The sequence below is a fragment of the Acidobacteriota bacterium genome (assembly GCA_040756905.1).
Classification (GTDB): Bacteria; Acidobacteriota; Aminicenantia; order JBFLYD01; family JBFLYD01; genus JBFLYD01.
The window spans coordinates 24,568-47,497 of the sequence record JBFLYD010000065.1 but is presented as its reverse complement, the minus strand read 5'-3'; the positions used below and the strand labels follow the sequence as shown (position 1 = coordinate 47,497).

The following is a 22,930-nucleotide window of genomic DNA, read 5'->3' as shown; positions in this document are numbered from 1 at the left end:
AATGAGAAAAATTTTTTTCCTAACTTTTGTCTTAATGTTATTTTTTATTTATTGTTCAAAAAAGCCACCTGTCGTTACGCCTGAAATTGCTTCTTCGGATGAGGCACTTTTTAAGCTGGGCGAAGCCTGGATGAAAAAAGACCCAGAAAAGGCAAGACTCTATTTTCGCCAGGTTATCGATACATTCCCTCAGAGCATATATGCTCAAAGAGCCAAATTAAAATTAGGAGATATATACTTTAATCAGGGTGATGAGGGAAGTATGATTTTAGCTTCTTCAGAGTATGCTGAATTTATATCCCTTTATCCCTTTAGTCCTCTGGCTTCTTACGCAAGGTATCAAATTGCAATGACATACTATAAGAAGATGTTCAAGCCAGGAAGAGATCAAACAAATACTTTGAAAGCCGTCTCCGAACTTGAGAAAGTAATTGCTGATTATCCATACAGTGAAGAAGCAAAACAGGCAAAGGAAAAATTAAAAATTTGTAAAAATAGATATACTGAACATATTTTTCTTATTGGAAGATTTTACTATAAAACAAGAGCATATGAAGCTGCTATCAACAGGTTTAAAGAAGCCCTTTCTTATTACTCAGATTTTAAAAAGCTTGATATGCTTTACTATTATTTAGGAGATTCTTTTTTGAAAGTCGGGAAAAAAGAGGAAGCTTTTCCTTATTTTTCAAAGATAATTTCAGATTACCCTGAAAGCAAATTTGCAAAAAAGGCAAGAAAGAAACTCGATAAAGAATTCAAATAAATGTATAATGATTTTTAGGAGGATTCAATTGATTACAGAACAACAAGTTTTGGATAAGCTCAAAAATGTGGTTGATCCTGAGATTGGATTAAATATAGTAGATATGGGGCTTATCTACGATGTCAGGATCGAAGAAGATCAAGTTTTTTTAAAGATGACTTTAACTGCTCCAGGATGCCCTCTTCAGAATACTCTATTAGAGGCAGCAGAACTGGCAGTAAAAAATATTGAAGGAATAAAAAATGTCAGGATAGACCTTGTGTGGGATCCCCCCTGGCATCCATCGATGATGAGCGATGAAGCCAAGAAAAGATTAGGTTTTGATTAAATCTATTCAATAAAGCTCTGAAGTGAAAAAAATCTTTTTATATAGCATTAAGGGAGCTCATCCCTATTCTTCATTATGGACATTTCCTTCAATAATTACTGCTGCTATGCTTATTGCCTGGGCGGCTGAAGCTGCACAATTTCTAATCTCTCAAGGATTGGCGTTAGCTATTTTAGCATGGCTTCAAACTCTTCCCGAATTTGCAGTCGAAGCCTCTATAGCCTGGAACAGGGATATTCCCAACATGACAGCCAACCTGACAGGTTCTCTGAGGCTTCTTGTCGGTCTTGGTTGGCCTTTAATTTATTTTGTTGCATTTTTCTCTCATTTAAAAAAATATAAAAAACCTCTTCTTTTTATAAAATTGGAAAATGAACATTCAGTGGAGACTCTGTTTCTTCTCCCTCCTTTGATATATTTTATCTATATATATTTCAAAGGTACGTTAACAATTTTTGATGGAAGTATTCTTATTTTCATATATTTAATTTACCTTTATGTTTTAAACAAGATACCTCCTCAGGAAGAAGAAAAGTTAGAGGATGTTGAAGCCATTCCAAGAAGGATACTTTCTTTAAAAAAAAGGTGGAGGAATACAGCTATAATAGCATTGTTTTTATCCGGTGGCTTAATCCTCCTTTTTACAGTTGAGAAATTCGTTGAAAGCTTGAAAAGCCTTGCTTTATTTATGGGTATTTCTGAATTTGTATTCATTCAGTGGATGGCACCTTTTTTATCAGAGTTTCCTGAAAAAGTTTCAGCCATTAATTGGGCGAGGAGAATTAAAACAGCTCCGATCGCTATCATGAATTTCGTTTCATCCAACATTAACCAGTGGACTGTTCTTGCTGGTTCTCTTCCATTTGTATTCAGCATAAGTTCAAAAGGAATAGTTTCAATTCCGTTTGATTCTTTTCATCGTTTAGAAATTATACTCACTGTGGCGCAGTCGTTTCTCGGGTTTATATTTCTGATTAACATGAGATTTCACTGGTATGAAGCTACAGCTTTATTTACGTTATGGTTTATTCAGTTTATTTTCCCATCTCTCAGGGAGGAAATTTTTTTCATTTATTTATTCTGGATAGGAATTGAGTTAATGATGATTATTTTTAAAACAAGAAGTATTAAGGCTTTTAAAATCTTTTTCCAGATCTCAAAGGAAAATAACATATTCAATCTAAATTTAAAAAAATAAAATGAATAGAATAGCATTTCTTTTTCCCGGTCAGGGATCACAAAAAGTGGGAATGGGAAGAGAATTTTATAAAAATTTTGATTTTGCAAAGAGGATATTTCACAGAGCTGATGAAGTTCTTGAATACCCGATCTCTAAATTATGTTTTGAAGGCCCAGAAGACGAACTTAAATTGACATATAATACACAACCGGCATTGCTAATTGTAAGTTACATAGCATTTTTAGCCCTTAATATTAAACCATCAATTTCAGCTGGTCACAGTCTTGGCGAGTATTCAGCCCTTCTATGTGCAGGCTCCCTTAATTTTGAAGATGCATTAAAATTGGTCTATAAAAGAGGCGTTTTTATGCAGGAAGCTGTTTCCCCAGAAAAAGGAGCAATGGCAGCTCTTATTGGAGTTGAAGGAAAAAAAGTGGAAGAAATTTTAAGCAACATGGGAGAGGGCATCGTTGAGATAGCTAATTGGAATAGCTATGAACAGATAGTTATATCAGGAGAAAAGCTTGCTGTGGAAAAAGCAGTTGAAAAGATAAAAGCACCAAAAGCTGTATATCTTCCTGTTTCAGCTCCTTTTCATTGTAGTATGATGATTCAGGCAGAGGAGAAATTAAAAATTGAGTTTGGTTCTGTCCTGTTCAAAGATCCTCAATTCCCAGTGGTTACAAATGTTGATGCAGAAAAAATATTTAAAGCTGAAAAAGCAAGGAATGCCCTAAAAAGGCAGGTCACCAAACCTGTTTTGTGGGTTCAGTCAATGGAATTGATGTTGGAAGAGGCGGAAATATTTGTTGAATTAGGCTCAGGGAAGGTTCTCAGCGGTTTAACGAAAAGAATATCAAAAATGAAGGGAAAAGAGGTGGAAATTTACAATGTGGAAGATATGGAGAGCTTATCCCAGGTAAAGAAAAGCTTATCCAGTACCACCTAAATAATTATAATTAGTGTGCTATCCCATAAATATCTTTATAAATAAACAATTTCTCATAAAGCACAATGAAGGGATATAGGGAAGATCCCTTCCCCAGCCTGGGGGAGCGAAGCGTCTAAGGAGATCTTTCTCCCATAGGGAAAGTGTCATGTCACATAAAAATAACGAAAGGTATTTAAGTGACATGACATTAGGATCATCAAAGCTATTTTTACCTTTAATTTGTTTAAGCTAATACAAACGCATTAAATAAATTGACATGTAGGGCAAGGCTTTAGCCTTGCTTTGATTCACCAAAGATGCAGGCTAAAGCCCTGCCCTACAAGAGCTTTGACATAGGTTTGCATAATTCGGGTTAAATTAATTCTCGAAGTGTTTTGTCAGAAAAAATTTTCCAGAACTTAATTAAATATTCTGCAGCGGAAATAAGTGCCATAATCATTGCAACCCATAGAAATATTTTACCTAAAAAGATGAAATCTCCTAAATATTTTTTTCCCAGTATTAATAGAGAAATACAGATTACCTCAATTTCCATTTTGAATTTGCCGAGAATCGAAGCAGATATTGTTACTCCCTGAGAAGCTGCTATAGCTCTCAACCCTGTTACAGCAATTTCTCTTCCAATTATAATCACAACCATCCATGCGGGAGCTAAATTCATTTCAACCAGAGAAATGAATGCAGATGATGTCAACAGCTTATCTGCTACAGGGTCGAGAAATTTTCCGAGTTTTGTGATTAATTTTTTTTTCCTTGCAATATATCCATCAAACCAATCTGTAAAAGCAGCTGCAATGAAAATACCAAACCCCCATAATTCTTTTCCTTCGAACTTTGTTAAGAGAACTACGACTAAAAAAGGCACAAGAAAAATTCTGATAAACGTTAGAAAATTCGGCAAATTCATATTTCTTTCATATATCTTATGACGCATTATAAGTCAAATATATTTTAAAAATTTTTGCCAAACTTTCCTTGACTTTATTAAAATAAAATTTATATATTTTAAAAATGCAAACCTTAGGTTCGGTTAATTTAAAAGGAATTCCATTATTTAAAAGAGGAAAGGTAAGAGATGTTTACGATCTGGGAGAAAAACTCCTCATTATCTCAACAGATAGAATTTCAGCGTTTGATTATGTGCTACCAACTTTAATTCCTCTGAAAGGAATAATATTAAATCAGCTATCTTTATTCTGGTTTAATTTCACATCCTCAATCGTAGAAAATCATTTGATTACATCTGAGGTAGATGATTTTCCTGATTTTTTGAAGGAATATAAAGACATATTGAAGAAAAGGTCAATGATAGTTAAAAAAGTGAAAGTGATGCCGGTAGAATGTGTTGTGAGAGGATATCTGTTCGGTTCGGGTTGGAAGGAGTATAAACAAACCGGGAAAATTGGGGATGTTAATCTTCCTTCTAATCTGAAAGAGAGCTCGAAACTTCCTTTTCCGATTTTTACTCCTGCAACTAAAGCTGAGAGCGGTCATGATGAAAATATATCTTTTGAGAGAGTAAAACATATAATTGGAGATGAAATATCTGATTTTCTAAAATACAAGAGTATTGAGATTTACGATAAAGCTTTCTCGTATGCGTTAGAGAGAGGAATTATAATAGCAGATAGTAAATTTGAGTTCGGTATCGATGAAAAGGGAAATGTTATCTTAGTGGATGAAGTATTGACTCCGGATTCTTCTCGTTTTTGGGCCCTTGAAACTTATGAAGGGGGAAAACCTCAAGTAAGCTATGATAAACAATTTGTAAGAGATTATCTGGAGAGTGTTAAATGGGATAAAAATTCCCCGCCTCCTGATTTGCCCAAAGAAGTTGTTATAAAAACAAAAGAAAAATACATCAAGGCCTATCGATTATTGACAGGAAAGATGGATATTTAATCTATGGAAAATTTTATCGACCTTCATATCCATTCAAACAAGAGCAGTGATGGAGATTTGAGCCCTGAAGAGATAATCGTTTTAGCGAAAAAAGCAGGGTTCACAGCCATATCTATCTCTGACCATGATTCTTTGGATGCCTATCCAGAAGCTTTAGAAAAAGGTAAAAAATATGGTATTGAGGTAATTCCAAACATAGAAGTAACAACAAATTTTAACGGAAGGGAATTACACATTCTATTTCCTTTTATTAAATGGAAAAGTAAAGAAATTGAGAGTTTTATTAAGAAGATAAAAAAAAGAAGATTCAGGCTTGCATTAAAAAGAATAGAAAAATTGAAAGAGATTGGATTTAACATATCCATGGATGAAGTTTTGGAAAGTTCTCAAGGAACCCCTCCTCTCGGCACTGCAATTGCAAAAGTTATATTAGAGAAAGAAAGGACGAACCCAAGATTGGAGAAATATTTTGAGAAGGATACATTCAAAGCACCCTATCGATTTTATAAGGATTATTTTGAGGAGAATAAACCGGCCTATGTTCATTTTGAAAATATCCCTGCTGAGGAAGCAATAAAAATCGGAAAAAGTTTTGGAGGCGTTCCAGTGCTTGCTCATCCAGGAGCAAGTTTTTGCAGAATCGAGACTGGGGATGCAATAATTTTAAAGAAAGCAGGGTTAAAAGGGTTAGAGGTATGGACATCTTATCACAATGAGGAGTTGACCGAGAAGTATCTAAAAATGGCATTGGATAATGGCCTCATACCGTCTGCTGGCTCGGATTTTCACGGGAAGATTAAACCCATTGTGACGATTGGTATGGTTAAAGGTGATTACAGGATATTAGAAGATTTGAAAAAGAGGAGATAAATTGTTTAGCAAGGCTGGCTTCCCATGGCTTGATTTAATCATCATATTTATCTTCATTTTTTCGTTTATATTAGGAATAGTTAGAGGGTTATTTAGAGAAGTGACATCAATAGTTTCCATAGTGGCTGGATTATTCCTGGCATTTGGATACTGGCAGGATGTCTCATTAAAAATAATAAAATGGATAAAAGACCCAACTTATTCAGAAGTGATAAGTTTTTTTGGAATTTTAATAGGGGTTATTCTATTGGGGAAATTAATTGGCCTTGTAATAAGTAAAATTTTTTTAAGAGGTCCATTGGAATTTTTAGATAGAGCTCTGGGAGGAATTTTTGGAATATTAAAAGGATTTATTATATCTGTTGCATTAATATTGATAATGGTATTTCTTCCTCTTTTTCTCGATTCAATGAAGAAGTCCTATTTCTCTCCAATTTTTTTAGATGTCTCAGTAAAAATTGTTAAATATTTACCCATCGATCTCCAGGATAAATTCTACTCAAATTACAAATATTTAATGGGGAAGGATAAGAAACATGGAAAAATCGTTTAGAACTCTTTCAATAAAAGAAAAATTAGAAATTATTTGTGAGGAAATGGTTGAGAAAAATTTACTTATAAAAGAAGCTTTAAAAGAATTTGAAAAAGTATACATAGAAAAAGCCTTAAAAAAGAACAAGGGAAATAAAAAGAAAGCATCTAAATCATTGGGAATTCACAGAAATACTCTTATAGGAAAAATAAATTCATTAAAAATAAAACAAAGATAAATCAGATTTTTTTCTAATATTTTTCTATTCATTTTCTTTTATTTATTTTAGGCAATAAAACAGTAAATGTGCTGCCTTCTCCAAGAACACTTGAGACTTTGATTATCCCGGGATGGGCATCTATGATTTTTTTTGCTATTGATAATCCCAGGCCAGACCCGCTGATTTTTCTTGTTTCCTCAAAGAATTCCACACCACATAACTGATTTTGTCTAATAAATTACTTCAAGTTTTTCTTTATTTTTTTCACGTTCTTTCCATTCGTTAATTATTTCTACTGCTCTTTTTATAAGTGTTGGAATTACTTTCTTAATTCCAGGGGAAAGTCCCTCTCCCATTTTAATTGGATGACCTATTTCTACAGCAAGAATTTTTATTGTTTCTGGTGTTTTAAGGTTTAATTTTTTTGCCAGTAAAAGAGAAAGGGGAAGCCCCAAATAATGGGGAGAGGGGGATGGGGAAACTGACAAGTCTTTCAAATCAAATTCATAAATAGTCCCTGGTTCTTTTTCCTCCTTTCTTATGGAGTCGATAATCAAAACTCTTTTATATGGAAGGATTATATCAAGTAATGTCAACCCTGATTCAGAGCTTTCCTCCAAATCTACATTTTTTCCAACTCTATCTTTAAGGGATCTTACTGCAAAAATTCCGACCCCATCATCTTTAAGAATCTCATTTCCCAGCCCAAGTATCAGAAAATTTTTTTTGTAGTTCTTTCTCATTTTGAAAAAGACCCAATTTTTAATTTTTAATCTGTCGAAGGAGTTCCCCTTTTGAATTAAAAATTCTTATAATCAAAGGAAGATGACCTGGGAGAGAATGAGTTCCACAAGCATGGCATGGGTCATAAGCTCTGAAAGTCATTTCAATCATGTTTAAAATTCCATCATCAACTTTATTCTTTTTAATTAGAGCTTTAGCTGCTTTCTGAATTCCCATGTTTATAGCAGCTGAATTGTTCTGAGTACCTACAATGAGGTTTGCTTCTTCTATGATTCCTTTTTCATCAGTTTTGTAATGATGAAAAAGTGTTCCTCTTGGTGCTTCCACAACTCCTATGCCCTCTTTTGGAGTGGTAGTTGGGATGTTCCTTATTTTTGTGTCAGTGATTTCTGGATCCTGTGATAATTTTAGCATGTTTTCAGCTGCATAGAGAGACTCTATTAGCCTGGCCCAATGGAAAGCAAGGGTAAAATGGGCAGGTTTCCCTCCCAATGTTTCATACATTCTTTCATATTCAGTCTGGGCCAGAGGAGTTGCGATGCCATCGGAGGTATTCAACCTTGCTAAAGGAGCAACCCTGTATACTCCGCTATCAATTCCATCTACGAATCCTTTCCATCCCACATTTTTTAGATACAAAAATTTTATGTAACTCCATGGCTCAACATGCTCAGCAACATGTTTAAGATAATCCTGAGCTTTAAACTTCACATATTCCTTCCCATCAGGATTTACAACCCTGATATCTCCATCGTAGAAATTTACTTTATTATACCCATCAACAAGGCCCATAGAGTATGTTTTATGATAATAAATGTCTCCTGTTATGAGGTCGACATATTCTTTATTTTTTAAAACCACATCCTCAAAAATTTTCAGGGCAAATTTTGCAAACTCTACTCCTCCTTTTGCCACTTCCTGGATTTTCTCAGCTTCTTCCTTTTTTATTCCCTTAGATATTCCTCCCGGAAGTCCAAAAACAGGATGGATAACTTTTCCAGCCATCATGGTCATCAATTCCCTGCATTCTCTTCTTATTTTTATTACCTTTCCTCCTATCTCGAGTCCAACTTTTCCTAAAACTCCAAGTATATTTCTTTCTGCAGCAGGAGCTGAGGGTCCAACAACAAAATCAGGGCCTCCCAAAAAGAAAAAGTGTAATGTGTGGTCTTCAAGCATAAATACTGAATAGAAAAGCTCCCTAATTTTTTTTGCTGCAGGAGGGGGGTCAACCTTGAAAAGGTCATCTAAAGCTTTTGTAGAAGCCATATGATGGGCAGTGGGACAGACGCCACATATTCTTGGAGTTATTCTCGCCATCTCCTCAGCAGGTCTTCCAACAACAAACTGTTCAAATCCCCTCAATTCTGGAACCTGGAGATAGGCATTTTTTACATCTCCTTCATCATCGAGAAATATTTCAATCTTTCCATGACCTTCTAACCTTGTAATTGGGTCGATAGTTATCTTTCTTGACATTTTTTCCTCCTTAAATTTTTCCTTTTAATATAGATTTGGAAAGGGAGAATCTATAAAAAGTTCCAACAGGGTCAGCTATGGTATCTATTATCTTTTGAATTTCTTTTTCATCATTAGAATCTATTATCGACGCAAAGGCTGATAGAAATTTTGCTCCCTGATCCTCCACCTGATCTGTAGGGCCAAAGCATCCTCTGCATGGCATGTTAGCTTCTATACATCTTTCTCCGCATCCTCCTCTTGTGGCTGGACCCAGACATATAAGCCCCTGATCAAGGAAACACTTTTCAGGGTCTATTTCTATCTCATAAGGTCTATATATTTTTTTAATCTTGAGCTTTTCTGGCTTTGTTTCGTTTCTCTTGCATGTATCACATAAGGATTTATTTGGAGATAAAACTGTTCCCTTAGGAGGAAGCTTTCCCTCGAGGATAGCTTTCACAGCATTCATTATCAAGTCTGCTGGTACTGAACATCCAGGAAGATAATAATCAACATCTATCACCTGGTCTAAGGCATAAGCTCTATCAAGAAATCTTGGAAGAGTTAGCTTTCCTTCAGGGACATCTGTTTCCTGAGAAGGGAGAATCTTTTCAGGGTTATGAGTTGATGGAGATGTAAAGTAAGCTCTTTCAAATATCTGATTTACTTCATAAAGATTAGCAAGTCCAGGAATTCCTCCAAGATGGGCACAGCTACCAAATGCTACAATCAACCCTGATTTTCTCCTCAGGAGCTTTACCATTTCCTCCTGTTCGGATAGCCTAATTGCTCCATTTATAAAAGAAACTCCAATAGATTTATCTTCCATACCTTCCACATCTTTTTTCTTTATGTCTAATGCAACTGGCCAGAAAGCTATGTCAACTGCTTCTACTACTTTCAATATATCTTCAGCCAGGTCTACCACTGCTTCCTCACACCCTCCACAGGAGGCACACCAGTAGAATGCTACTTTTGGCTTCGCCATTTTATGTCTCCTTTCTATATTTCAATGGACCTAAAGCTTTTATCTCCTTAGAAATTTGAGAAACACATCGGGCAAATTTTTCTCCTTCTGCAGCAGAGACCCATTCTAACTTTAGCCTTCTTCTATCGATTCCTATCTGATCGAGCATTTTCAAAAGAAGTGTATATCGCCTCAAGGCTTTATAGTTTCCTTCCTGATAATGGCAATCCCCAGGATGGCATCCAAATATGGCAACAGCATCTGCTCCCATTTCAAAGGCTTTTAAAACAAAGGATGGGTCCACTCTTCCTGAACACATTACTTTTATCGGAATTAGATTTGGAGGATATTGAATTCTACTCGTCCCAGCTAAATCCGCTCCCTGATAAGAGCACCATCTACATAAAAATCCTATTATCTTTGGACTGAAATCTTTACCATTATTACTCATAATACCTCCTATTAGAAATATCCAATAATCTAAGACACAAAGGCACTAAGGCACATAGGCACAGAGTATGTTTTGTCCTTTGTGCCTTTGCCACTTTGCGCCTCTGTGCCTTAAATGGAAATTGCTCCTGCAATCTCTGCAAGGATCTGTTCATCCCTGAATCCTTTCTGATATGAAGATCTTGAAGGGCAAGCTGCTACACAGGCACCACAACCTTTGCAGAGTGTTTCATTTACAACACTTATTTTTTTCTCTCCATTGTAGGAGATGGCATCATATGGACAAACTCCAATGCATATTTTGCATCCTGCGCAGAGTTCTTCATCTATAACTGCATATATGGGTTCAATTATAAATTCTTCCCCCATCGATAGAACTCCAGCAGCAGCTCCTGCTCCTTGGGCAATGCTTTCAGGAATGTCTTTTGGACTCTGACATGCACCTGCAATAAATATTCCATCTGTTAAAGTTGAAATAGGGCCCAATTTGGGATGCTGTTCTCTGAAAAATTTATCATTTCCGCATCCTATTCCGAATATTCTTGCGACCTGTTCAGAATCCTTCCTTGGAATTATAGCAGGGCAGAGAACTGCCATATCAACCGGTATTCTTCTTATAACTCCTGCCAGTGTATCTTCACAGCGAATTACCAATTTACCCTCTTCTTCAGGAATAAGAGCCACATCTGTAATCTCTGCCACTTTTCCTCTTATGAACGTAACTCCTTCCTGTAGCATTCTGTTATAGAACTCCTCATATCCTTTTCCAGGGGCTCTCATATCAATGTAAAATTCGTAAATATGAGCATTAGTTTTTTCCCTTATAAGATGCGAAAATTTTAAGGCATACATACAACAGATTTTTGAGCAATATTCATGGTAATTTTTATCCCTGCTTCCAACGCAATGGACAACCCCTATCGCCTCAGGTTCTTTTCCATCTGTTGTTTTTATCTTTCCCCCAGTGGGACCACTGGCATGGCAGAGATGCTCAAACTCAAGACTTGTAATCACATTGTTTAGCTTTCCATAATTGTATGCTGGAATCTTCCTACAATCAAAAAGTTCATAGCCAGTAGAAAGAACGATGTTTCCCACTTCTATTTCTTCATATTCTTCCTTCATCGCATGGTCGATCGCCCCTGGCTCACATACTTTAACACAGAGCTGGCAGTTATTCGTCTTAAAATGAATACAATACTCCGGGTCAATTATTGGCACATTTGGAACAGCTGTAAGAGTAGGCACCCTTATCGCTTTTGGAGGGCCGAGGAAAAGTTCTGAATGAATAATTTTTCTTCCAAAGAAATCATTCAAGGAAATTGCTCCAGTTGGACAGAAAAATGTACAAGCTCCACAGGTTATGCATTTTTCAGATGGTTCATCAAAAGGAGGTGCAACTTCTCTATCAACTCCTCTGTATTTGAATCCTATGGCATTGGCTCCCACCACCTGTTCACATGCTCTTACACAGAGTCCACATAGAATGCACTTCTCTTCAGGCTTTCTAATAGGGAACCTTGTTTTCTCAATCCCCATATCCTTTGCAATCTGTTGAACTACTTCTGCAGCAGGAGCCTGAGCCATTAAAAGTTCTAAGTTCATCCTTCTTGCACTCAATGCCTCTGGGGACTCAGTGTTTACAATCATTCCATTCTCTATCATTGTGTTACAGGAAGTCACTATCTTAGTTGCACCTCTATGGGTGATTTCGACAACACAGACTCTGCAAGCTGCATAGGGCTCAAGTAAAGGATGATAACATAATGTTGGAATGGGAATTCCAAGCTTTTCACAAGCCTGAAGAATTGTTACTTCTTTTTCAGTTTCAAATTTATTGCCATTTATTTCCACTCTAATCATATGGCCACCTCCTTTTTCATCCTTTCTAAATCACATCTTATACATCTTTTTGCCTCTTTTATTGCTTGTTCTTTAGTAAGCCCCTTGGCAACTTCTTTAAAATTTCCTCTTCTTTCTTCTATATTTAAATAAGAAACTTCAGGACGATAGGCTGAAATTATCTCTTCAAGTTCTTCATCAGAAAGCTCGTACGGTTTGACATATATTTGAGTTATTTCTTTTTCTTTTACAGGTTCACCTTTTAATGAGCGTAAATATCTATGAATATAGTAAGCAGCTCTTTTTCCAGCTCCCATTGCCTCAATCACTGTAGCAGGACCAGTGACAACATCGCCACCTGCAAAAATACCTTCCACATTTGTTTGAAGAGATTTGAAATCGACTTCAATGGTATTCCACTTTGATAAATTTAGAGAATAACCATCTTTAGCAAAAGGAATTTCAGGCTGTTGACCAATTGCTGGAATTAATGTATCTATTTCAATTAAGAATTCAGATCCTTTTTTTGGAACTGGCTTTCTTCTTGCATCCTTATCAAATTCTCCGAGTTCCATTCTTATGAGTTTAATGGCCTTCAGTTTGCCATTTTCTGATATAATTTCCACTGGAGCTACAAGAAGTTCAATTTTTATGCCCTCATCCAGAGCTTCCAAAATTTCCTCTCTATTTGCAGGCATTTCAGTCTGTGTTCTTCGATAGAAAATTGTAACATCAGAGCCCAATCTCCAGGCTGTTCTTGCCACATCTATTGCAGTATTTCCACCTCCTACCACAGCAACTTTTTTCCCTATCTTTGGCCTCTTCCCTCTCTTTGCTGCTTTTAGAAATTCTATAGGGTCTATCACTCCAGCTGAATCCTCACCTGGGATTCCAAGTTTTATATTTTTATAGGCTCCTGTAGCTAAAAATATAGATTTATATCCTTCTTTGAAAAGGTCTTCCAGTGTTTTATCAATGCCAATCCTTATTCCCGTTTTAAACTCAACTCCACTTTTCCTGATAGCTTCTATCTCCTGATCCACATCAGATTTTGGAAGTCTGAATTCAGGAATGGTTTGAGTTAACATTCCTCCTAAAGTCTCCTCGGCTTCAAAAATTGTTGGTCTGTACCCAAGCTTCACAAGCTCCCATGCACACATAAGACCTGCCGGACCGCTGCCAACAATTGCAACTTTTTCATATCTTTTTGAACCTTTAACCACTGGAGGTTTCCATCCTTTTTCTCTTCCATAATCAAGTACAAACCTCTTAAGACTCCTGATACCTATTGCATCCCCAGTTTCTCCTGTTCTGCATCTTATCTCGCAAGGACTATCACACACTTTTGCACAAACAGTAGCCAGTGGATTGTCTTCTCTTATAACATTAAAAGCTTCTTTGAATCTCCCTTCAGCCACATATGAAATATACGCAGGAGCTTGTGTATCTATAGGACAGGCTTCAATACAAGGGGTTATACTTAATTCTTTACAAATCGATGCGGGACAGCGGTTATCTTTTATATGAGCCTCATATTCATCTCTAAAGTATCTTATTGTTGTCAATACTGTATTAGGCACGGATGTACCTAATCCACAGAAGGCTGAATTTTTTATATATCTACCAATATCTTCGAGGAGCTCAAGGTCTTCCATGCTTCCTTTACCTTCAGATATTTTTGTGAGGATATCAAATAATCTTACTGTTCCTTCTCTGCAGGGAGTGCATTTACCACAGGATTCATCTTTCAAAAAAGAAAGGAAAAAGCGGACAACATCTATTATACAAGTATTTTCATCCATAACAACCAGTCCTCCAGAACCCATTATAGCTCCAGCTTCTGTAAGGCTTTCATAGTCTATTGGAAGATTGAGAAGTTCTGCTGGCAAAAATCCACCAGATGGTCCTCCAATCTGGACGGCTTTGAACTTTCTATTTTGAGGAATACCACCGCAAACATCAAAAATTATGTCCCCAAGTGTTATCCCCATTGGCACTTCTATAAGTCCTGCATCTCTTATTTTCCCTGCCACTGAAAAAACTTTAGTCCCTTTGCTTGTGATTGTGCCGATGGTAGAGAACCAATCTCCCCCTCTATTGATTATAGCTGGGATATTAGCCCAGGTCTCTACATTGTTTATGCATGTAGGTTTACCCCACACTCCTTTTTCTGCTGGGAAAGGTGGCCTGTATCTCGGTTCACCAAGTCTGCCTTCTACGGATGCTATTAAAGCTGTTTCTTCACCGCAAACAAATGCGCCTGCTCCTTTTACAACTGTTACATCAAAACTGAACTCTGTTCCCATTATATTATCTCCTAAGAGACCATATTCTCGAGCTTGATCTATCGCAGTATAAACTCTTTTTAAGGCCAAGGGATATTCTTCTCGGATGTAAAAGAAACCGTGGTTTGCGCCTATTGCCTTTGCTCCAATAATCATCCCTTCTAAAACAGTATGAGGGTCTGATTCAAGAATTGCACGATCCATAAACGCTCCTGGATCTCCTTCATCGCCATTGCAAATCAGGTATTTTTCATCTCCAGGCTGTTTACGCGTTATCTCCCATTTGAGACCAGTAGGAAATCCTGCTCCACCTCTTCCCCTGAGTCCAGATTTCTTGATTTCTTCTATTATTTGATCAGGCGTCATCTGAGTAAAGGCCTTTTCGAGAGCAGTATATCCATCCATTGCTAAATATTCTTCTATCTTTTCTGGGTCAATAAGTCCCCTGTTTCTTGAAACAATAAGAATTTGCCTCTTGTAAAAATCAATATCTCTCATCCTTGGGATCGGTATCTCTTCTAAGGCAGGAGTATACATGAGCTTTTTTACAGGTCTTCCTTTTAACAAATGTTCTTCAACAAGATAGGGAACATCATCTTCTTTCACACTTTGATAAAAGATTCCATCGGGTTCTACAAGGATTAATGGACCTTTTCCACATAAACTATTGCATCCTGTAGGTATTACAGCAACCTCGTCCTTGAGTCCTTTTTTCTCTATTTCTTTTTTAAAAATTTCTAAAAGATCAAAGGCACCCTTTGAAACACAGGCGGTGCCAGTACACACTAAAAGCTCTAATCTACGCATCCTCTCCATTTTTTTTCCTCCTTATTTTTTCAACCACCAACCCTCTCGCTTCCTACAGCCAGGGCATATTCCTTTACAATATTTCCTTTTAGAACATGTTCATTAAAGATTTTTCTTATTTTCTCTGGAGTTAAATCAACATATTTTACAGGAGCCTGATCTTTTATTTCTATAGTTACCATAGGTTCCCTTGAACACAACCCAGCGCAACCTGAAGTTGTTATCATCACATCACGGATCCCTTTTTTCTCATATTCATCCATGAGTGCACTCATAATTTGTCTTGCACCAGCAGCAATTCCGCAGGTTCCCATATGAACAATTATCTTAGCTTTAAAATCACCTTCTCTTAAAAATAATCCTTTTTTTGTTTCTTCTCTTATTCTCTTCAATTCTTCTAATGTTTTTTTCGTCATATTAAGACCTCCTACTTAAATTTTGTGATAATTTTTTTTATCTTATAAGGAGTTAAATATCCATAAACATCTTCTCCTATTATTGAAGCTGGAGCTTGTCCACAGCATCCTAAACAATAAACCTTATGGAGGCTGAATTTCATATCTTTGGTTGTCTCACCTTCTTTTATATTTAATTCCTTTTCAAAATTTTCTAATATTTTTGCACCTTGTTTAATCTGACATGCTGTCCCCAAGCATACTTTTATGATGTGTTTACCTTTAGGCTTTAGACTAAAAGCCTTGAAAAAAGTTACAACACTATAAATTCTACTTATTGGGATGTTAGTGTTTTCTGAGATTTTCTTAAGGGCATCTTTTGGAAGATAATTGAATTCAGCCTGAAGGTCTTGAAGCATGGCTATAAGGGAACTTTTTTCACCCTTATACCTTTCAATGATACTATCGACCTTTTCCATTGAAAACATTTGCTCACCTCCTTGATAAATTGTCCAATCCATTCTTCAATATCTTTTTTATTTCCCTGATGGTTTCAGGTTTTATAAAATTATCTTTTATTAATTTTTTATAATTATTAGTATCAAAGATAAATTTACTTCCGTTCTTTTGATGTATGTATATAAATTTCAGTGAAGGATTTGCTGCAATGAGTGTAATCAAGGTACTTACCATATCCCCAAGGGGCTTTCTGTCGATATGTCTGAGCTGAAATGTAGCAGTAATTTTTGTTCCTTTCCCCAATTTTGACTTAATAGATATATCCCCCCCGCTCATTCTTGCTGCCTCAGCAAGGAGTGGCAATCCAAGCCCCACCCTTCTTGTTGTCCTTGTTGTAAAAAATGGATCAAGCACTTTTCTTACAGTTTCCTCATCCATCCCTTTTCCATTATCTATTATTTCTAAAGAAAGAATGTCTTTTTCTGAATTTTCTGAGATCTTGATTTTAATTTCTTTTGCACCAGAAGAAATGGAGTTCTCAGCTATGTCCAGAATGTGAAGAGATAAATCTTCCATTTCAGTTAATGACCTTTCTTCCTTCTTCGCTCTTTAAAGCCTTTTTTATCTCATCTAAAGTAGGCTCTTTTAAAAGAAAAGAGGTTACGCCCTTTCCTATCTCTTCCAGCTTGTGAGCATCTGAAGAGAAAATAAATGGGAAACTCTCATATTGATTAAATATTTTCCTTGCTTCTATATTTGAAAGTTTTGGAGATATCTCTAAAGCATCTAATTTAAGATTTTCTGGGATAAAACCTAACTGACCGATTATGCTGAATCCTTCTCTATCTACATGAGAGGCAATGGCAAGTCCATTAAAAGAGTGAATAAAATCAACCACATCTTCTACTGAAAGTTCAGTAGCTCCAATTAAAAGTTTATTATTAAAACCTTCGACTTCATCAAGTTCATTTGCAACAACTTGAGTCCCGAAAGCCTCTTCATCATTCTCGCCAGAAAGATTCTCATATATGATCTCCTGAAGCTTTAAAGCAGATTCAGCTTTTTCGAATAACGCAAGTATATGCACTTCTTCTTTTGAAGTTACTTCCATTCCAGGTAAAACTTTGATGTTTTTGGTTTCTGCAACTTTTGTAAATGCCACTACATTCTCGGAAGAATTATGATCACAGATACCAATAATCTCTATTTTCTCCATCGTAGCTTTATTTATTATTTTTATGGGTGACATATTCAGATCAGCACAGGGGGATAAGCATGAATGTATATGTAAATCAGCTTTAAAGGGTTTTAACATTTTTGTGATGCTTTTATTCCCAACTGATATAATTGACCTGCTAACTCAAAAGTGGATAATTTGCTTATTAAAATTGGAACATTTTCTTGTTGGGCTTTTTTTATAGTTTCTTCTTCGGGCTTGCGATTGTTTACAAGTATTATTCCCGAAAGTTCTTTTAAAATTGCAACAGCTACTATATTTTGATGAGTCTGTAATGTAAGCCAGATATTTCCCTTTACTGTATTAGCTATGACATCACTTAAAAGGTCACTGGCATATCCTCCTGTTATCTGGACATCTAACCTATCTTTTGCGGTTATTATCTCTAAATTAAGTTTTTTTATTATTTCATTTAAGTTCATTTTAATTTTCTCCTTTTCTACTAACCTGTTTTATTTTGAGAAATTTTTCTGATGAGATAAGTATGCAATCTGAAATTTTTGCTTCTCCCTTAACTACATCTTCAGCAAATGCCAAACAGGTGGGAGAGCCACAGACCCCACAATCAATCTTTGGCAAGCTCTGATATATTTCATCCTTTTCCTTCATCTTCTTTATAGCATCTGAGATGTTTTCAGCGAGAGGCTTAAGAGGTCTTGGGTTTATTTTTTCTCTAATGAAGAAATAATCTTCTTTGTATAATCTTCTTATTTCCCTTATATCGGGACAGGCTTTATTCTTTCTTAGCTCAAGGGTCTCGATTAATTTTAAAATCTTATTATAAGAGATGTAGATATTCTCTACAGTTAATGAACCTCCGACGCATCCTTCGATGCACGCATAAGCTTCAACAAAATCAATATTTTTTAATTTACCACTTACTACATCATCAAATATTTTGATAACATGGGAGAGACCTGAAACTCCCAAAGAGTTCTTTAATCTAAGTGTTCTACATATTCCTCCTGCTATGGACCAGGCTATGCCAACTATACATATGTTTTCTAAGGATTGTTTATATTCCCGTTTATTCAGACCCTCCATTGCAGAAAGAAGAGGAGCATAAACATCAGCAATTGAAATAGCCCCGTCTAAATGTGACTTCCCCCCTTCTGCGGGCTGTTTTATGGATATCATTTTTGCAGGGCAAGGAGTAAGATAAATTGCACCGATTTCTTCTTCCTTAAGCCCTAATTTTTTAGATTTCCCCTTTTTCATTTCTCTTGCAGCTATTTCTCTCGGTGGTTCGATTGGTATTATTAAATCTATCAATTCAGGATATTTTACCTGGATTAATCGAACAATAACCGGACAGGAATTTGAAATGAGAGGTTTTTGCCCTTTGTAATCTCTTATGTATTCTTGAATCGCGAAACTTACTGAACCGCATGCCAGAGCTACATCGTATGCCTCATCAAATCCAATCTTTCTTACTCCTTCAAGGACTTTATCAGGAAGGATTTCTCGACCAAATTGAGCGTAAAGGGCAGGTGATGGAATAGCAATGTTATATTTGAACTTAGAAAGTTCAGAAAATGAATCTGTGAGGGGAAGAATGGCATTTTGTGGACAAGTTGTTGTACATTCTCCACAATCAATACATCTCTCCTCGATCATTTTAGCTTTTCCGTTTCTAATTCTAATTGCTTGAGTCGGGCAAACTCGCATGCACCTCATTCTGCCATTGCATTTTTCTTCATCGAAATAGATTGAGTGATAATATTGTTCCATTTATGTCTCTTTTTTTAAATTAATGATTATTCCAACTTTTGTTCCCTTGCCTACCTCAGAGGAAATTTCGAATTCATCTGCGTTTTTCTTGATGTTTGGTAATCCCATCCCTGCTCCGAAACCCATCTCCCGCATTTCTTCTGTAGCAGTGGAATATCCTTCCTGCATTGCAAGCTCTATGTCTTCAATTCCTGGACCTTCATCTTCTACATTAATTTCAATTTTTTCAGGAGAAAGAGAAAAATTTAAAATTCCTTTATTAGCATACATCACTACATTCATTTCTGCTTCATAAGTAGCGATAGCCACCCGTCTTACAATTGAAGAATTTATTCCAACTTGTTTGAGAATTTCTTTTATTTTTATTGAAACACTTCCAGCATTTTTAAAATCTCTTCCCGTAATGTTAAATTTTTCCCACAGAATATTTTCAACTGACATTTCTGCTAACCTTTAGATTTTTCGCCAACGCCAGGCAAGCCATGGGAATAAAGAAGACCACAGGCTTCATACATCATACATTTTGCTGATAGCAAAGGAATGTTCAGTTTTATGGCCAGATCTACCGCATCTTTATCAGGTCTTTTCCCTCGAACATATACAATAGCTTTAACCTCAGCTATATCAGCAGTTCTTACAGATTGGATGTTAGTCAGCCCTGTTAAAAGAAGAGAGCCGGGTTTAAAATAGGCCAGAACATCACTCATCAGATCAGAACCACATGCATATTTTATTTCTGTATTCATGGAGTCTCCACCACAGATAACCTCACAGTTAAGTATTCTTTTTATCTCTTCAAGAATCATATACAGAAATACCCAATTACCAAATTCCAACAAACAAAGAAAGGCACAGAGGCACAAAGTGACAAAGGCACAAAGGATGAAAAATTAAACAACCTCTGTGCCTATGCGCCTCAGTGCCTTTGTGCCTTAGATTACTTGGTGTTTGGTTATTTTGCATAAACTTTCTCCCCTATCAACACTCCTTCTCTTTCGATTTTTCTCTGGGAGGGGGTTATAAATGCAGGGCAATTCTCCCAGCAAATCCCGCAGCCAGTGCACACATCCAGCTTTACATATCTCGGTTTTTTATGAATTTTAACCTTGAAGCCTCCAATCGAACCTGACACATTTTCAACTTCTGAATAGGTCATGAGAACAATTTTTTCCTTTCCTTTCACTTCTCCCATCTTTGGAGTTAATATACATGCTGCACAATCGAGTGTGGGAAATGTCTTGTCCAGCTCACCCATTCGACCTCCGATTGACGGCTCTCTTTCCACTAAATACACCTTTCTTCCAGCTCCTGCCAGTCTTAGTGCAGATTCGATTCCAGTAATTCCTCCGCCAACTACAAGGACATCTGGGTTTATCTTAACTTTTGTATATTCAAGTGGTTCATGCCAAGTAACTCTTCTGATTGCCGCTGATACAATTTTTTCAGCTTTATCAGTGGCTTCAATAGAGTCCTCTGTAACCCATGAACAATGTTCCCTGATATTTGCCATCTGAAAGAGGAAAGGATTCAAACCAGCTTGAGCACAGGCTCTTCTGAACGTGTTCTCATGCAAGGCTGGTGAACAGGAAGCAACAACTACCCTGTTCAGGTTTAAGTTCTTGATGTCATTCTTTATAAGATCTTGCCCCGGGTCAGAACACATATATTTATAATCTCTTGCTGCTTTAACTCCTTCAATTTTTGAAGCAAATTCAGCGACTTTTTCAACTTTTACTTTTGGTGCAATGTTAGTCCCGCAATGACAAATATAAACACCTATCCATAGGTCTTCGTTTTTTTCCAAATTTTTTTTCATTTTTACCTCCGTCAAACTGGATAAAAATGCTCTGCTGAAACGATTGATCTTTTCATCCCCAATGATTGTTTAGATAGTCCAAAAGCCATACCCATTACCTGAGTAAAATATAGAATGGGCATGTTAAAATTGGATTTATACATTTTGTTTATACTTTCCTGGTAAGCTTCAAGGTTGAATTGACAGAGAGGACATAGAACTGCGATACAATTCGCTCCCCTTTTAATTGCCTCTTCAATGAGGATGTAATTTAGTCTGAGCCCAACTTCTTCAATGGTTCCTGTTAAAGATCCTCCACAGCATCTCGTTTTAACAGGATACTCCACTACACTGGCTCCGATAGATTCTAAAAGAGAATCCATTATCTCTGGATAAATTGGATTATCCACATCCGTATAAGGGCGGACAATCTGACAACCGTAATATGGCGCTATCTTCATTTCCTTTAAAGGTTTCCTAACATGTCTTTTTATCTCATTCAACCCCATATCATTAACGAATATCTCCAACGGATGTTTTACAATAGTATTTCCTGAATAACTGAGTCCAATAGAGCTAAGACTATTTTTAATTTTCTCTTTTAAATCAGGATATTTTTCGATGTAATCTTTTGTCTTTTTTAATACAAGATAGCAAGCACTACAGGGAGCAACAATATCTTTTCCATTTTTTTCTGCTAAGGCCATATTTCTTGATGAGAGAGTAAAAGATATGGTTTCATCCACAGACATATATATAGTAGCTCCACAGCAATTCCAGTCTTCTAACTCATTCCAAATAATCCCCAATTCTTTGAACACAGCCAAAAGGGATTCTTCATAAGCCTTAGCAGTTCCTTTAACAGAACAACCTGGGAAATAAGCATATTCTTTCATTTTTTCCCCTCCAGTCCTTTTAAAAGAGTTTTTATTTCCTTAGGGTTCTTTATTGTCTCTGGCATGAGTTTTATACGCCCAAGTTTAAACAATTTCATCCCAAGGTTTGAATAGTTAAATATTTTAAAAGGATTTGACTTAAAGAAAAGTTTTGTAGTTAGCCTTCCTTCGTTTATTCTTCCATAGTTTCTGACCATTTTTGTAAATTCTCTTGCGAGAACCGGAATTGGAAATTTTCGAGGACATATATTTTCCTCAATAGCCATCCTCTTTAAAGCATACATAATATCTGTAATCTTTATATTCATTGGACATTGAACAGTGCAGGAGTAACATGAAGAGCATAGCCAGATTGTGAAGCTTTTCAGAACTTCATCCTTAAACCCACTTCTTATCATTGCCATGATTCTTCTTGGCGTATAATCCATGTAAAGGGAAATAGGACAGGTTCCACTGCATGTTCCACACTGGATGCAGTTATAAACCTCTTCTCCTCCATACATGGAAGCAACTTCTTTTATAAATTCTTTATCCAATTCTGATTCATACTTAATATTTCTTTTTATCTGCATTTTTCCCTCCTAAATGGTTATAAATATGAAATATTATAATTTAATGGAGTAATAGTGATCTGGAGTTTTATCTCCCCCACTTTGGGTGTATAAAAAATATGAAGCCTCCTATAAAAATATTAATTAAAAACAGCCTAAATATTTTATTAAAATATTATTATTAACTATATTATTGACTCCTGTATAAAAATGTCCCATCGTTCCGTCATTCCCGTGAAAATGGGAATCCAGCTCCTTTCCTCTGGATTCCTGCTTCCGCAGGAATGACAAAAACACTATCAGCATAGGACATTATATTACAGTCTTCAATAATAACTATATTAAATAGTGACATCTGTGTCATCTATGTCTAATTGAAAACCTTATATTAAAAAATAATAAAATATTTTTATTATGTCAAGGGATTTTAGGCTGGAAGCAAGTTAATTTTTGTCTAAACCCGAATTACGCAAGGTTTCCTTCAATGGCATTCCTGCTAAAGCAGGAATCCAAAGGGGTAAACTTCAGCAGGAATCCAGCGTTTATCATCCCTTATTTCTGGA

The 22,930-nt window shown here is 36.2% G+C and carries 28 protein-coding genes; 8 read left to right on the top strand and 20 right to left on the bottom strand.

From position 1 onward, the window contains the following. Position 1 precedes the first annotated feature (1 nt). The 4 genes from bamD to fabD are packed head-to-tail and all read left to right on the top strand — an operon-like array spanning position 2 to position 3,220. A complete protein-coding gene (gene bamD, locus AB1410_11295) occupies positions 2–763 on the top strand; it encodes an outer membrane protein assembly factor BamD (GenBank protein ID MEW6457283.1) in 762 nt (253 codons plus the stop codon). A gap of 28 nt (positions 764–791) precedes the next feature. Next, positions 792–1,091, top strand: a complete 300-nt coding sequence (locus tag AB1410_11290; GenBank protein MEW6457282.1) for an iron-sulfur cluster assembly protein — start codon at positions 792–794, stop codon at positions 1,089–1,091. Between the two features lie 22 nt (positions 1,092–1,113). Continuing rightward, positions 1,114–2,289 carry a hypothetical protein gene (locus tag AB1410_11285; protein ID MEW6457281.1) on the top strand — a complete coding sequence of 392 codons (1,176 nt, stop codon included), beginning with the start codon at positions 1,114–1,116 and terminating at the stop codon, positions 2,287–2,289. A gap of 1 nt (position 2,290) precedes the next feature. Continuing rightward, a complete protein-coding gene (gene fabD / locus AB1410_11280; GenBank protein ID MEW6457280.1) occupies positions 2,291–3,220 on the top strand; it encodes an ACP S-malonyltransferase in 930 nt (309 codons plus the stop codon). 355 nt (positions 3,221–3,575) lie between these two features. Here fabD and pgsA read toward each other — a convergent pair whose 3' ends face one another. Beyond that, positions 3,576–4,130, bottom strand: coding sequence for a CDP-diacylglycerol--glycerol-3-phosphate 3-phosphatidyltransferase (pgsA, locus tag AB1410_11275; protein ID MEW6457279.1), 555 nt, complete (start codon positions 4,128–4,130; stop codon positions 3,576–3,578). 104 nt (positions 4,131–4,234) lie between these two features. On the opposite strand from pgsA, the gene AB1410_11270 reads away from it, so the two are divergent. The 4 genes from AB1410_11270 to AB1410_11255 are packed head-to-tail and all read left to right on the top strand — an operon-like array spanning position 4,235 to position 6,765. Beyond that, positions 4,235–5,125 carry a phosphoribosylaminoimidazolesuccinocarboxamide synthase gene (locus AB1410_11270; protein ID MEW6457278.1) on the top strand — a complete coding sequence of 297 codons (891 nt, stop codon included), beginning with the start codon at positions 4,235–4,237 and terminating at the stop codon, positions 5,123–5,125. A gap of 3 nt (positions 5,126–5,128) precedes the next feature. Then, complete coding sequence (locus AB1410_11265) at positions 5,129–5,995, top strand: PHP domain-containing protein (GenBank protein MEW6457277.1); 867 nt, start codon at positions 5,129–5,131, stop codon at positions 5,993–5,995. A gap of 1 nt (position 5,996) precedes the next feature. Then, positions 5,997–6,548: a CvpA family protein gene (locus AB1410_11260; protein MEW6457276.1), complete on the top strand. Its 552-nt coding sequence runs from the start codon at positions 5,997–5,999 to the stop codon at positions 6,546–6,548. Continuing rightward, entirely contained in the window at positions 6,532–6,765 is a 234-nt protein-coding gene (locus AB1410_11255; GenBank protein ID MEW6457275.1) for a helix-turn-helix domain-containing protein, read from the top strand. The genes AB1410_11260 and AB1410_11255 overlap by 17 nt, the downstream gene beginning before the upstream one ends. Positions 6,766–6,793: 28 nt before the next feature. Here AB1410_11255 and AB1410_11250 read toward each other — a convergent pair whose 3' ends face one another. From AB1410_11250 to AB1410_11160, 19 genes are all read right to left on the bottom strand, one after another. Further along, positions 6,794–6,958 carry an ATP-binding protein gene (locus AB1410_11250; protein ID MEW6457274.1) on the bottom strand — a complete coding sequence of 55 codons (165 nt, stop codon included), beginning with the start codon at positions 6,956–6,958 and terminating at the stop codon, positions 6,794–6,796. 19 nt (positions 6,959–6,977) lie between these two features. Continuing rightward, positions 6,978–7,490: a hydrogenase maturation protease gene (locus AB1410_11245; protein ID MEW6457273.1), complete on the bottom strand. Its 513-nt coding sequence runs from the start codon at positions 7,488–7,490 to the stop codon at positions 6,978–6,980. A gap of 19 nt (positions 7,491–7,509) precedes the next feature. Beyond that, positions 7,510–8,970, bottom strand: a complete 1,461-nt coding sequence (locus AB1410_11240) for a Ni/Fe hydrogenase subunit alpha (GenBank protein MEW6457272.1) — start codon at positions 8,968–8,970, stop codon at positions 7,510–7,512. A gap of 10 nt (positions 8,971–8,980) precedes the next feature. Continuing rightward, complete coding sequence (locus AB1410_11235; protein MEW6457271.1) at positions 8,981–9,940, bottom strand: oxidoreductase; 960 nt, start codon at positions 9,938–9,940, stop codon at positions 8,981–8,983. A 1-nt stretch (position 9,941) separates the two neighbouring features. Next, entirely contained in the window at positions 9,942–10,370 is a 429-nt protein-coding gene (locus tag AB1410_11230) for a hydrogenase iron-sulfur subunit (protein ID MEW6457270.1), read from the bottom strand. Between the two features lie 110 nt (positions 10,371–10,480). Continuing rightward, positions 10,481–12,232, bottom strand: coding sequence for a 4Fe-4S dicluster domain-containing protein (locus AB1410_11225; GenBank protein MEW6457269.1), 1,752 nt, complete (start codon positions 12,230–12,232; stop codon positions 10,481–10,483). After that, positions 12,229–15,312, bottom strand: coding sequence for an NADH-quinone oxidoreductase subunit NuoF (gene nuoF / locus AB1410_11220; GenBank protein MEW6457268.1), 3,084 nt, complete (start codon positions 15,310–15,312; stop codon positions 12,229–12,231). The genes AB1410_11225 and nuoF overlap by 4 nt, the downstream gene beginning before the upstream one ends. 20 nt (positions 15,313–15,332) lie before the next feature. Further along, complete coding sequence (locus AB1410_11215; GenBank protein MEW6457267.1) at positions 15,333–15,719, bottom strand: (2Fe-2S) ferredoxin domain-containing protein; 387 nt, start codon at positions 15,717–15,719, stop codon at positions 15,333–15,335. 11 nt (positions 15,720–15,730) lie between these two features. Then, positions 15,731–16,186 (bottom strand): NAD(P)H-dependent oxidoreductase subunit E, encoded by a 456-nt coding sequence (locus tag AB1410_11210; GenBank protein ID MEW6457266.1) that lies wholly within the window; start codon positions 16,184–16,186, stop codon positions 15,731–15,733. A 4-nt stretch (positions 16,187–16,190) separates the two neighbouring features. Then, positions 16,191–16,733: an ATP-binding protein gene (locus AB1410_11205; GenBank protein ID MEW6457265.1), complete on the bottom strand. Its 543-nt coding sequence runs from the start codon at positions 16,731–16,733 to the stop codon at positions 16,191–16,193. Position 16,734: 1 nt separating this feature from the next. Then, the gene (locus tag AB1410_11200; GenBank protein ID MEW6457264.1) at positions 16,735–17,472 is read right to left on the bottom strand and encodes a PHP-associated domain-containing protein; all 738 of its coding nucleotides are present in this window, start codon (positions 17,470–17,472) and stop codon (positions 16,735–16,737) included. After that, positions 17,466–17,816, bottom strand: a complete 351-nt coding sequence (locus tag AB1410_11195) for a DRTGG domain-containing protein (GenBank protein MEW6457263.1) — start codon at positions 17,814–17,816, stop codon at positions 17,466–17,468. The genes AB1410_11200 and AB1410_11195 overlap by 7 nt, the downstream gene beginning before the upstream one ends. Position 17,817: 1 nt before the next feature. After that, on the bottom strand, positions 17,818–19,125 hold the full coding sequence (locus AB1410_11190) for a [Fe-Fe] hydrogenase large subunit C-terminal domain-containing protein (GenBank protein MEW6457262.1): 1,308 nt from the start codon (positions 19,123–19,125) through the stop codon (positions 17,818–17,820). Further along, the gene (locus AB1410_11185; protein ID MEW6457261.1) at positions 19,126–19,566 is read right to left on the bottom strand and encodes an anti-sigma regulatory factor; all 441 of its coding nucleotides are present in this window, start codon (positions 19,564–19,566) and stop codon (positions 19,126–19,128) included. Between the two features lie 5 nt (positions 19,567–19,571). Beyond that, positions 19,572–19,871: a hypothetical protein gene (locus tag AB1410_11180; GenBank protein MEW6457260.1), complete on the bottom strand. Its 300-nt coding sequence runs from the start codon at positions 19,869–19,871 to the stop codon at positions 19,572–19,574. A 206-nt stretch (positions 19,872–20,077) separates the two neighbouring features. Next, positions 20,078–20,941, bottom strand: a complete 864-nt coding sequence (locus AB1410_11175) for an FAD-dependent oxidoreductase (protein ID MEW6457259.1) — start codon at positions 20,939–20,941, stop codon at positions 20,078–20,080. 11 nt (positions 20,942–20,952) lie between these two features. Continuing rightward, positions 20,953–21,816: a CoB--CoM heterodisulfide reductase iron-sulfur subunit B family protein gene (locus tag AB1410_11170; protein MEW6457258.1), complete on the bottom strand. Its 864-nt coding sequence runs from the start codon at positions 21,814–21,816 to the stop codon at positions 20,953–20,955. Beyond that, positions 21,813–22,388 (bottom strand): 4Fe-4S dicluster domain-containing protein, encoded by a 576-nt coding sequence (locus AB1410_11165; GenBank protein MEW6457257.1) that lies wholly within the window; start codon positions 22,386–22,388, stop codon positions 21,813–21,815. Before AB1410_11165 ends, AB1410_11170 begins: the two co-directional genes overlap by 4 nt. 205 nt (positions 22,389–22,593) lie before the next feature. Continuing rightward, on the bottom strand, positions 22,594–22,722 hold the full coding sequence (locus AB1410_11160; protein ID MEW6457256.1) for a hypothetical protein: 129 nt from the start codon (positions 22,720–22,722) through the stop codon (positions 22,594–22,596). Between the last annotated feature and the right edge of the window lie 208 nt (positions 22,723–22,930).

Excerpts from the sequence above, each read along its gene's own strand:
- AB1410_11165 (MEW6457257.1), bottom strand. The coding sequence starts at position 22,388 with ATGCAGATAAAAAGAAATATTAAGTATGAATCAGAATTGGATAAAGAA.
- AB1410_11270 (MEW6457278.1), top strand. The coding sequence starts at position 4,235 with ATGCAAACCTTAGGTTCGGTTAATTTAAAAGGAATTCCATTATTTAAA.
- AB1410_11240 (MEW6457272.1), bottom strand. The coding sequence starts at position 8,970 with ATGTCAAGAAAGATAACTATCGACCCAATTACAAGGTTAGAAGGTCAT.
- AB1410_11265 (MEW6457277.1), top strand. The coding sequence starts at position 5,129 with ATGGAAAATTTTATCGACCTTCATATCCATTCAAACAAGAGCAGTGAT.
- AB1410_11200 (MEW6457264.1), bottom strand. The coding sequence starts at position 17,472 with ATGTTAAAACCCTTTAAAGCTGATTTACATATACATTCATGCTTATCC.
- fabD (MEW6457280.1), top strand. The coding sequence starts at position 2,291 with ATGAATAGAATAGCATTTCTTTTTCCCGGTCAGGGATCACAAAAAGTG.
- AB1410_11205 (MEW6457265.1), bottom strand. The coding sequence starts at position 16,733 with ATGGAAGATTTATCTCTTCACATTCTGGACATAGCTGAGAACTCCATT.
- nuoF (MEW6457268.1), bottom strand. The coding sequence starts at position 15,312 with ATGGAGAGGATGCGTAGATTAGAGCTTTTAGTGTGTACTGGCACCGCC.
- AB1410_11235 (MEW6457271.1), bottom strand. The coding sequence starts at position 9,940 with ATGGCGAAGCCAAAAGTAGCATTCTACTGGTGTGCCTCCTGTGGAGGG.
- AB1410_11180 (MEW6457260.1), bottom strand. The coding sequence starts at position 19,871 with ATGAATACAGAAATAAAATATGCATGTGGTTCTGATCTGATGAGTGAT.
- AB1410_11225 (MEW6457269.1), bottom strand. The coding sequence starts at position 12,232 with ATGATTAGAGTGGAAATAAATGGCAATAAATTTGAAACTGAAAAAGAA.
- pgsA (MEW6457279.1), bottom strand. The coding sequence starts at position 4,130 with ATGAATTTGCCGAATTTTCTAACGTTTATCAGAATTTTTCTTGTGCCT.
- AB1410_11190 (MEW6457262.1), bottom strand. The coding sequence starts at position 19,125 with ATGGAACAATATTATCACTCAATCTATTTCGATGAAGAAAAATGCAAT.
- AB1410_11245 (MEW6457273.1), bottom strand. The coding sequence starts at position 7,490 with ATGAGAAAGAACTACAAAAAAAATTTTCTGATACTTGGGCTGGGAAAT.
- AB1410_11160 (MEW6457256.1), bottom strand. The coding sequence starts at position 22,722 with ATGTCACTATTTAATATAGTTATTATTGAAGACTGTAATATAATGTCC.
- AB1410_11195 (MEW6457263.1), bottom strand. The coding sequence starts at position 17,816 with ATGAACTTAAATGAAATAATAAAAAAACTTAATTTAGAGATAATAACC.
- AB1410_11175 (MEW6457259.1), bottom strand. The coding sequence starts at position 20,941 with ATGAAAAAAAATTTGGAAAAAAACGAAGACCTATGGATAGGTGTTTAT.
- AB1410_11255 (MEW6457275.1), top strand. The coding sequence starts at position 6,532 with ATGGAAAAATCGTTTAGAACTCTTTCAATAAAAGAAAAATTAGAAATT.
- AB1410_11230 (MEW6457270.1), bottom strand. The coding sequence starts at position 10,370 with ATGAGTAATAATGGTAAAGATTTCAGTCCAAAGATAATAGGATTTTTA.
- AB1410_11210 (MEW6457266.1), bottom strand. The coding sequence starts at position 16,186 with ATGTTTTCAATGGAAAAGGTCGATAGTATCATTGAAAGGTATAAGGGT.
- bamD (MEW6457283.1), top strand. The coding sequence starts at position 2 with ATGAGAAAAATTTTTTTCCTAACTTTTGTCTTAATGTTATTTTTTATT.
- AB1410_11185 (MEW6457261.1), bottom strand. The coding sequence starts at position 19,566 with ATGTCAGTTGAAAATATTCTGTGGGAAAAATTTAACATTACGGGAAGA.
- AB1410_11170 (MEW6457258.1), bottom strand. The coding sequence starts at position 21,816 with ATGAAAGAATATGCTTATTTCCCAGGTTGTTCTGTTAAAGGAACTGCT.
- AB1410_11215 (MEW6457267.1), bottom strand. The coding sequence starts at position 15,719 with ATGACGAAAAAAACATTAGAAGAATTGAAGAGAATAAGAGAAGAAACA.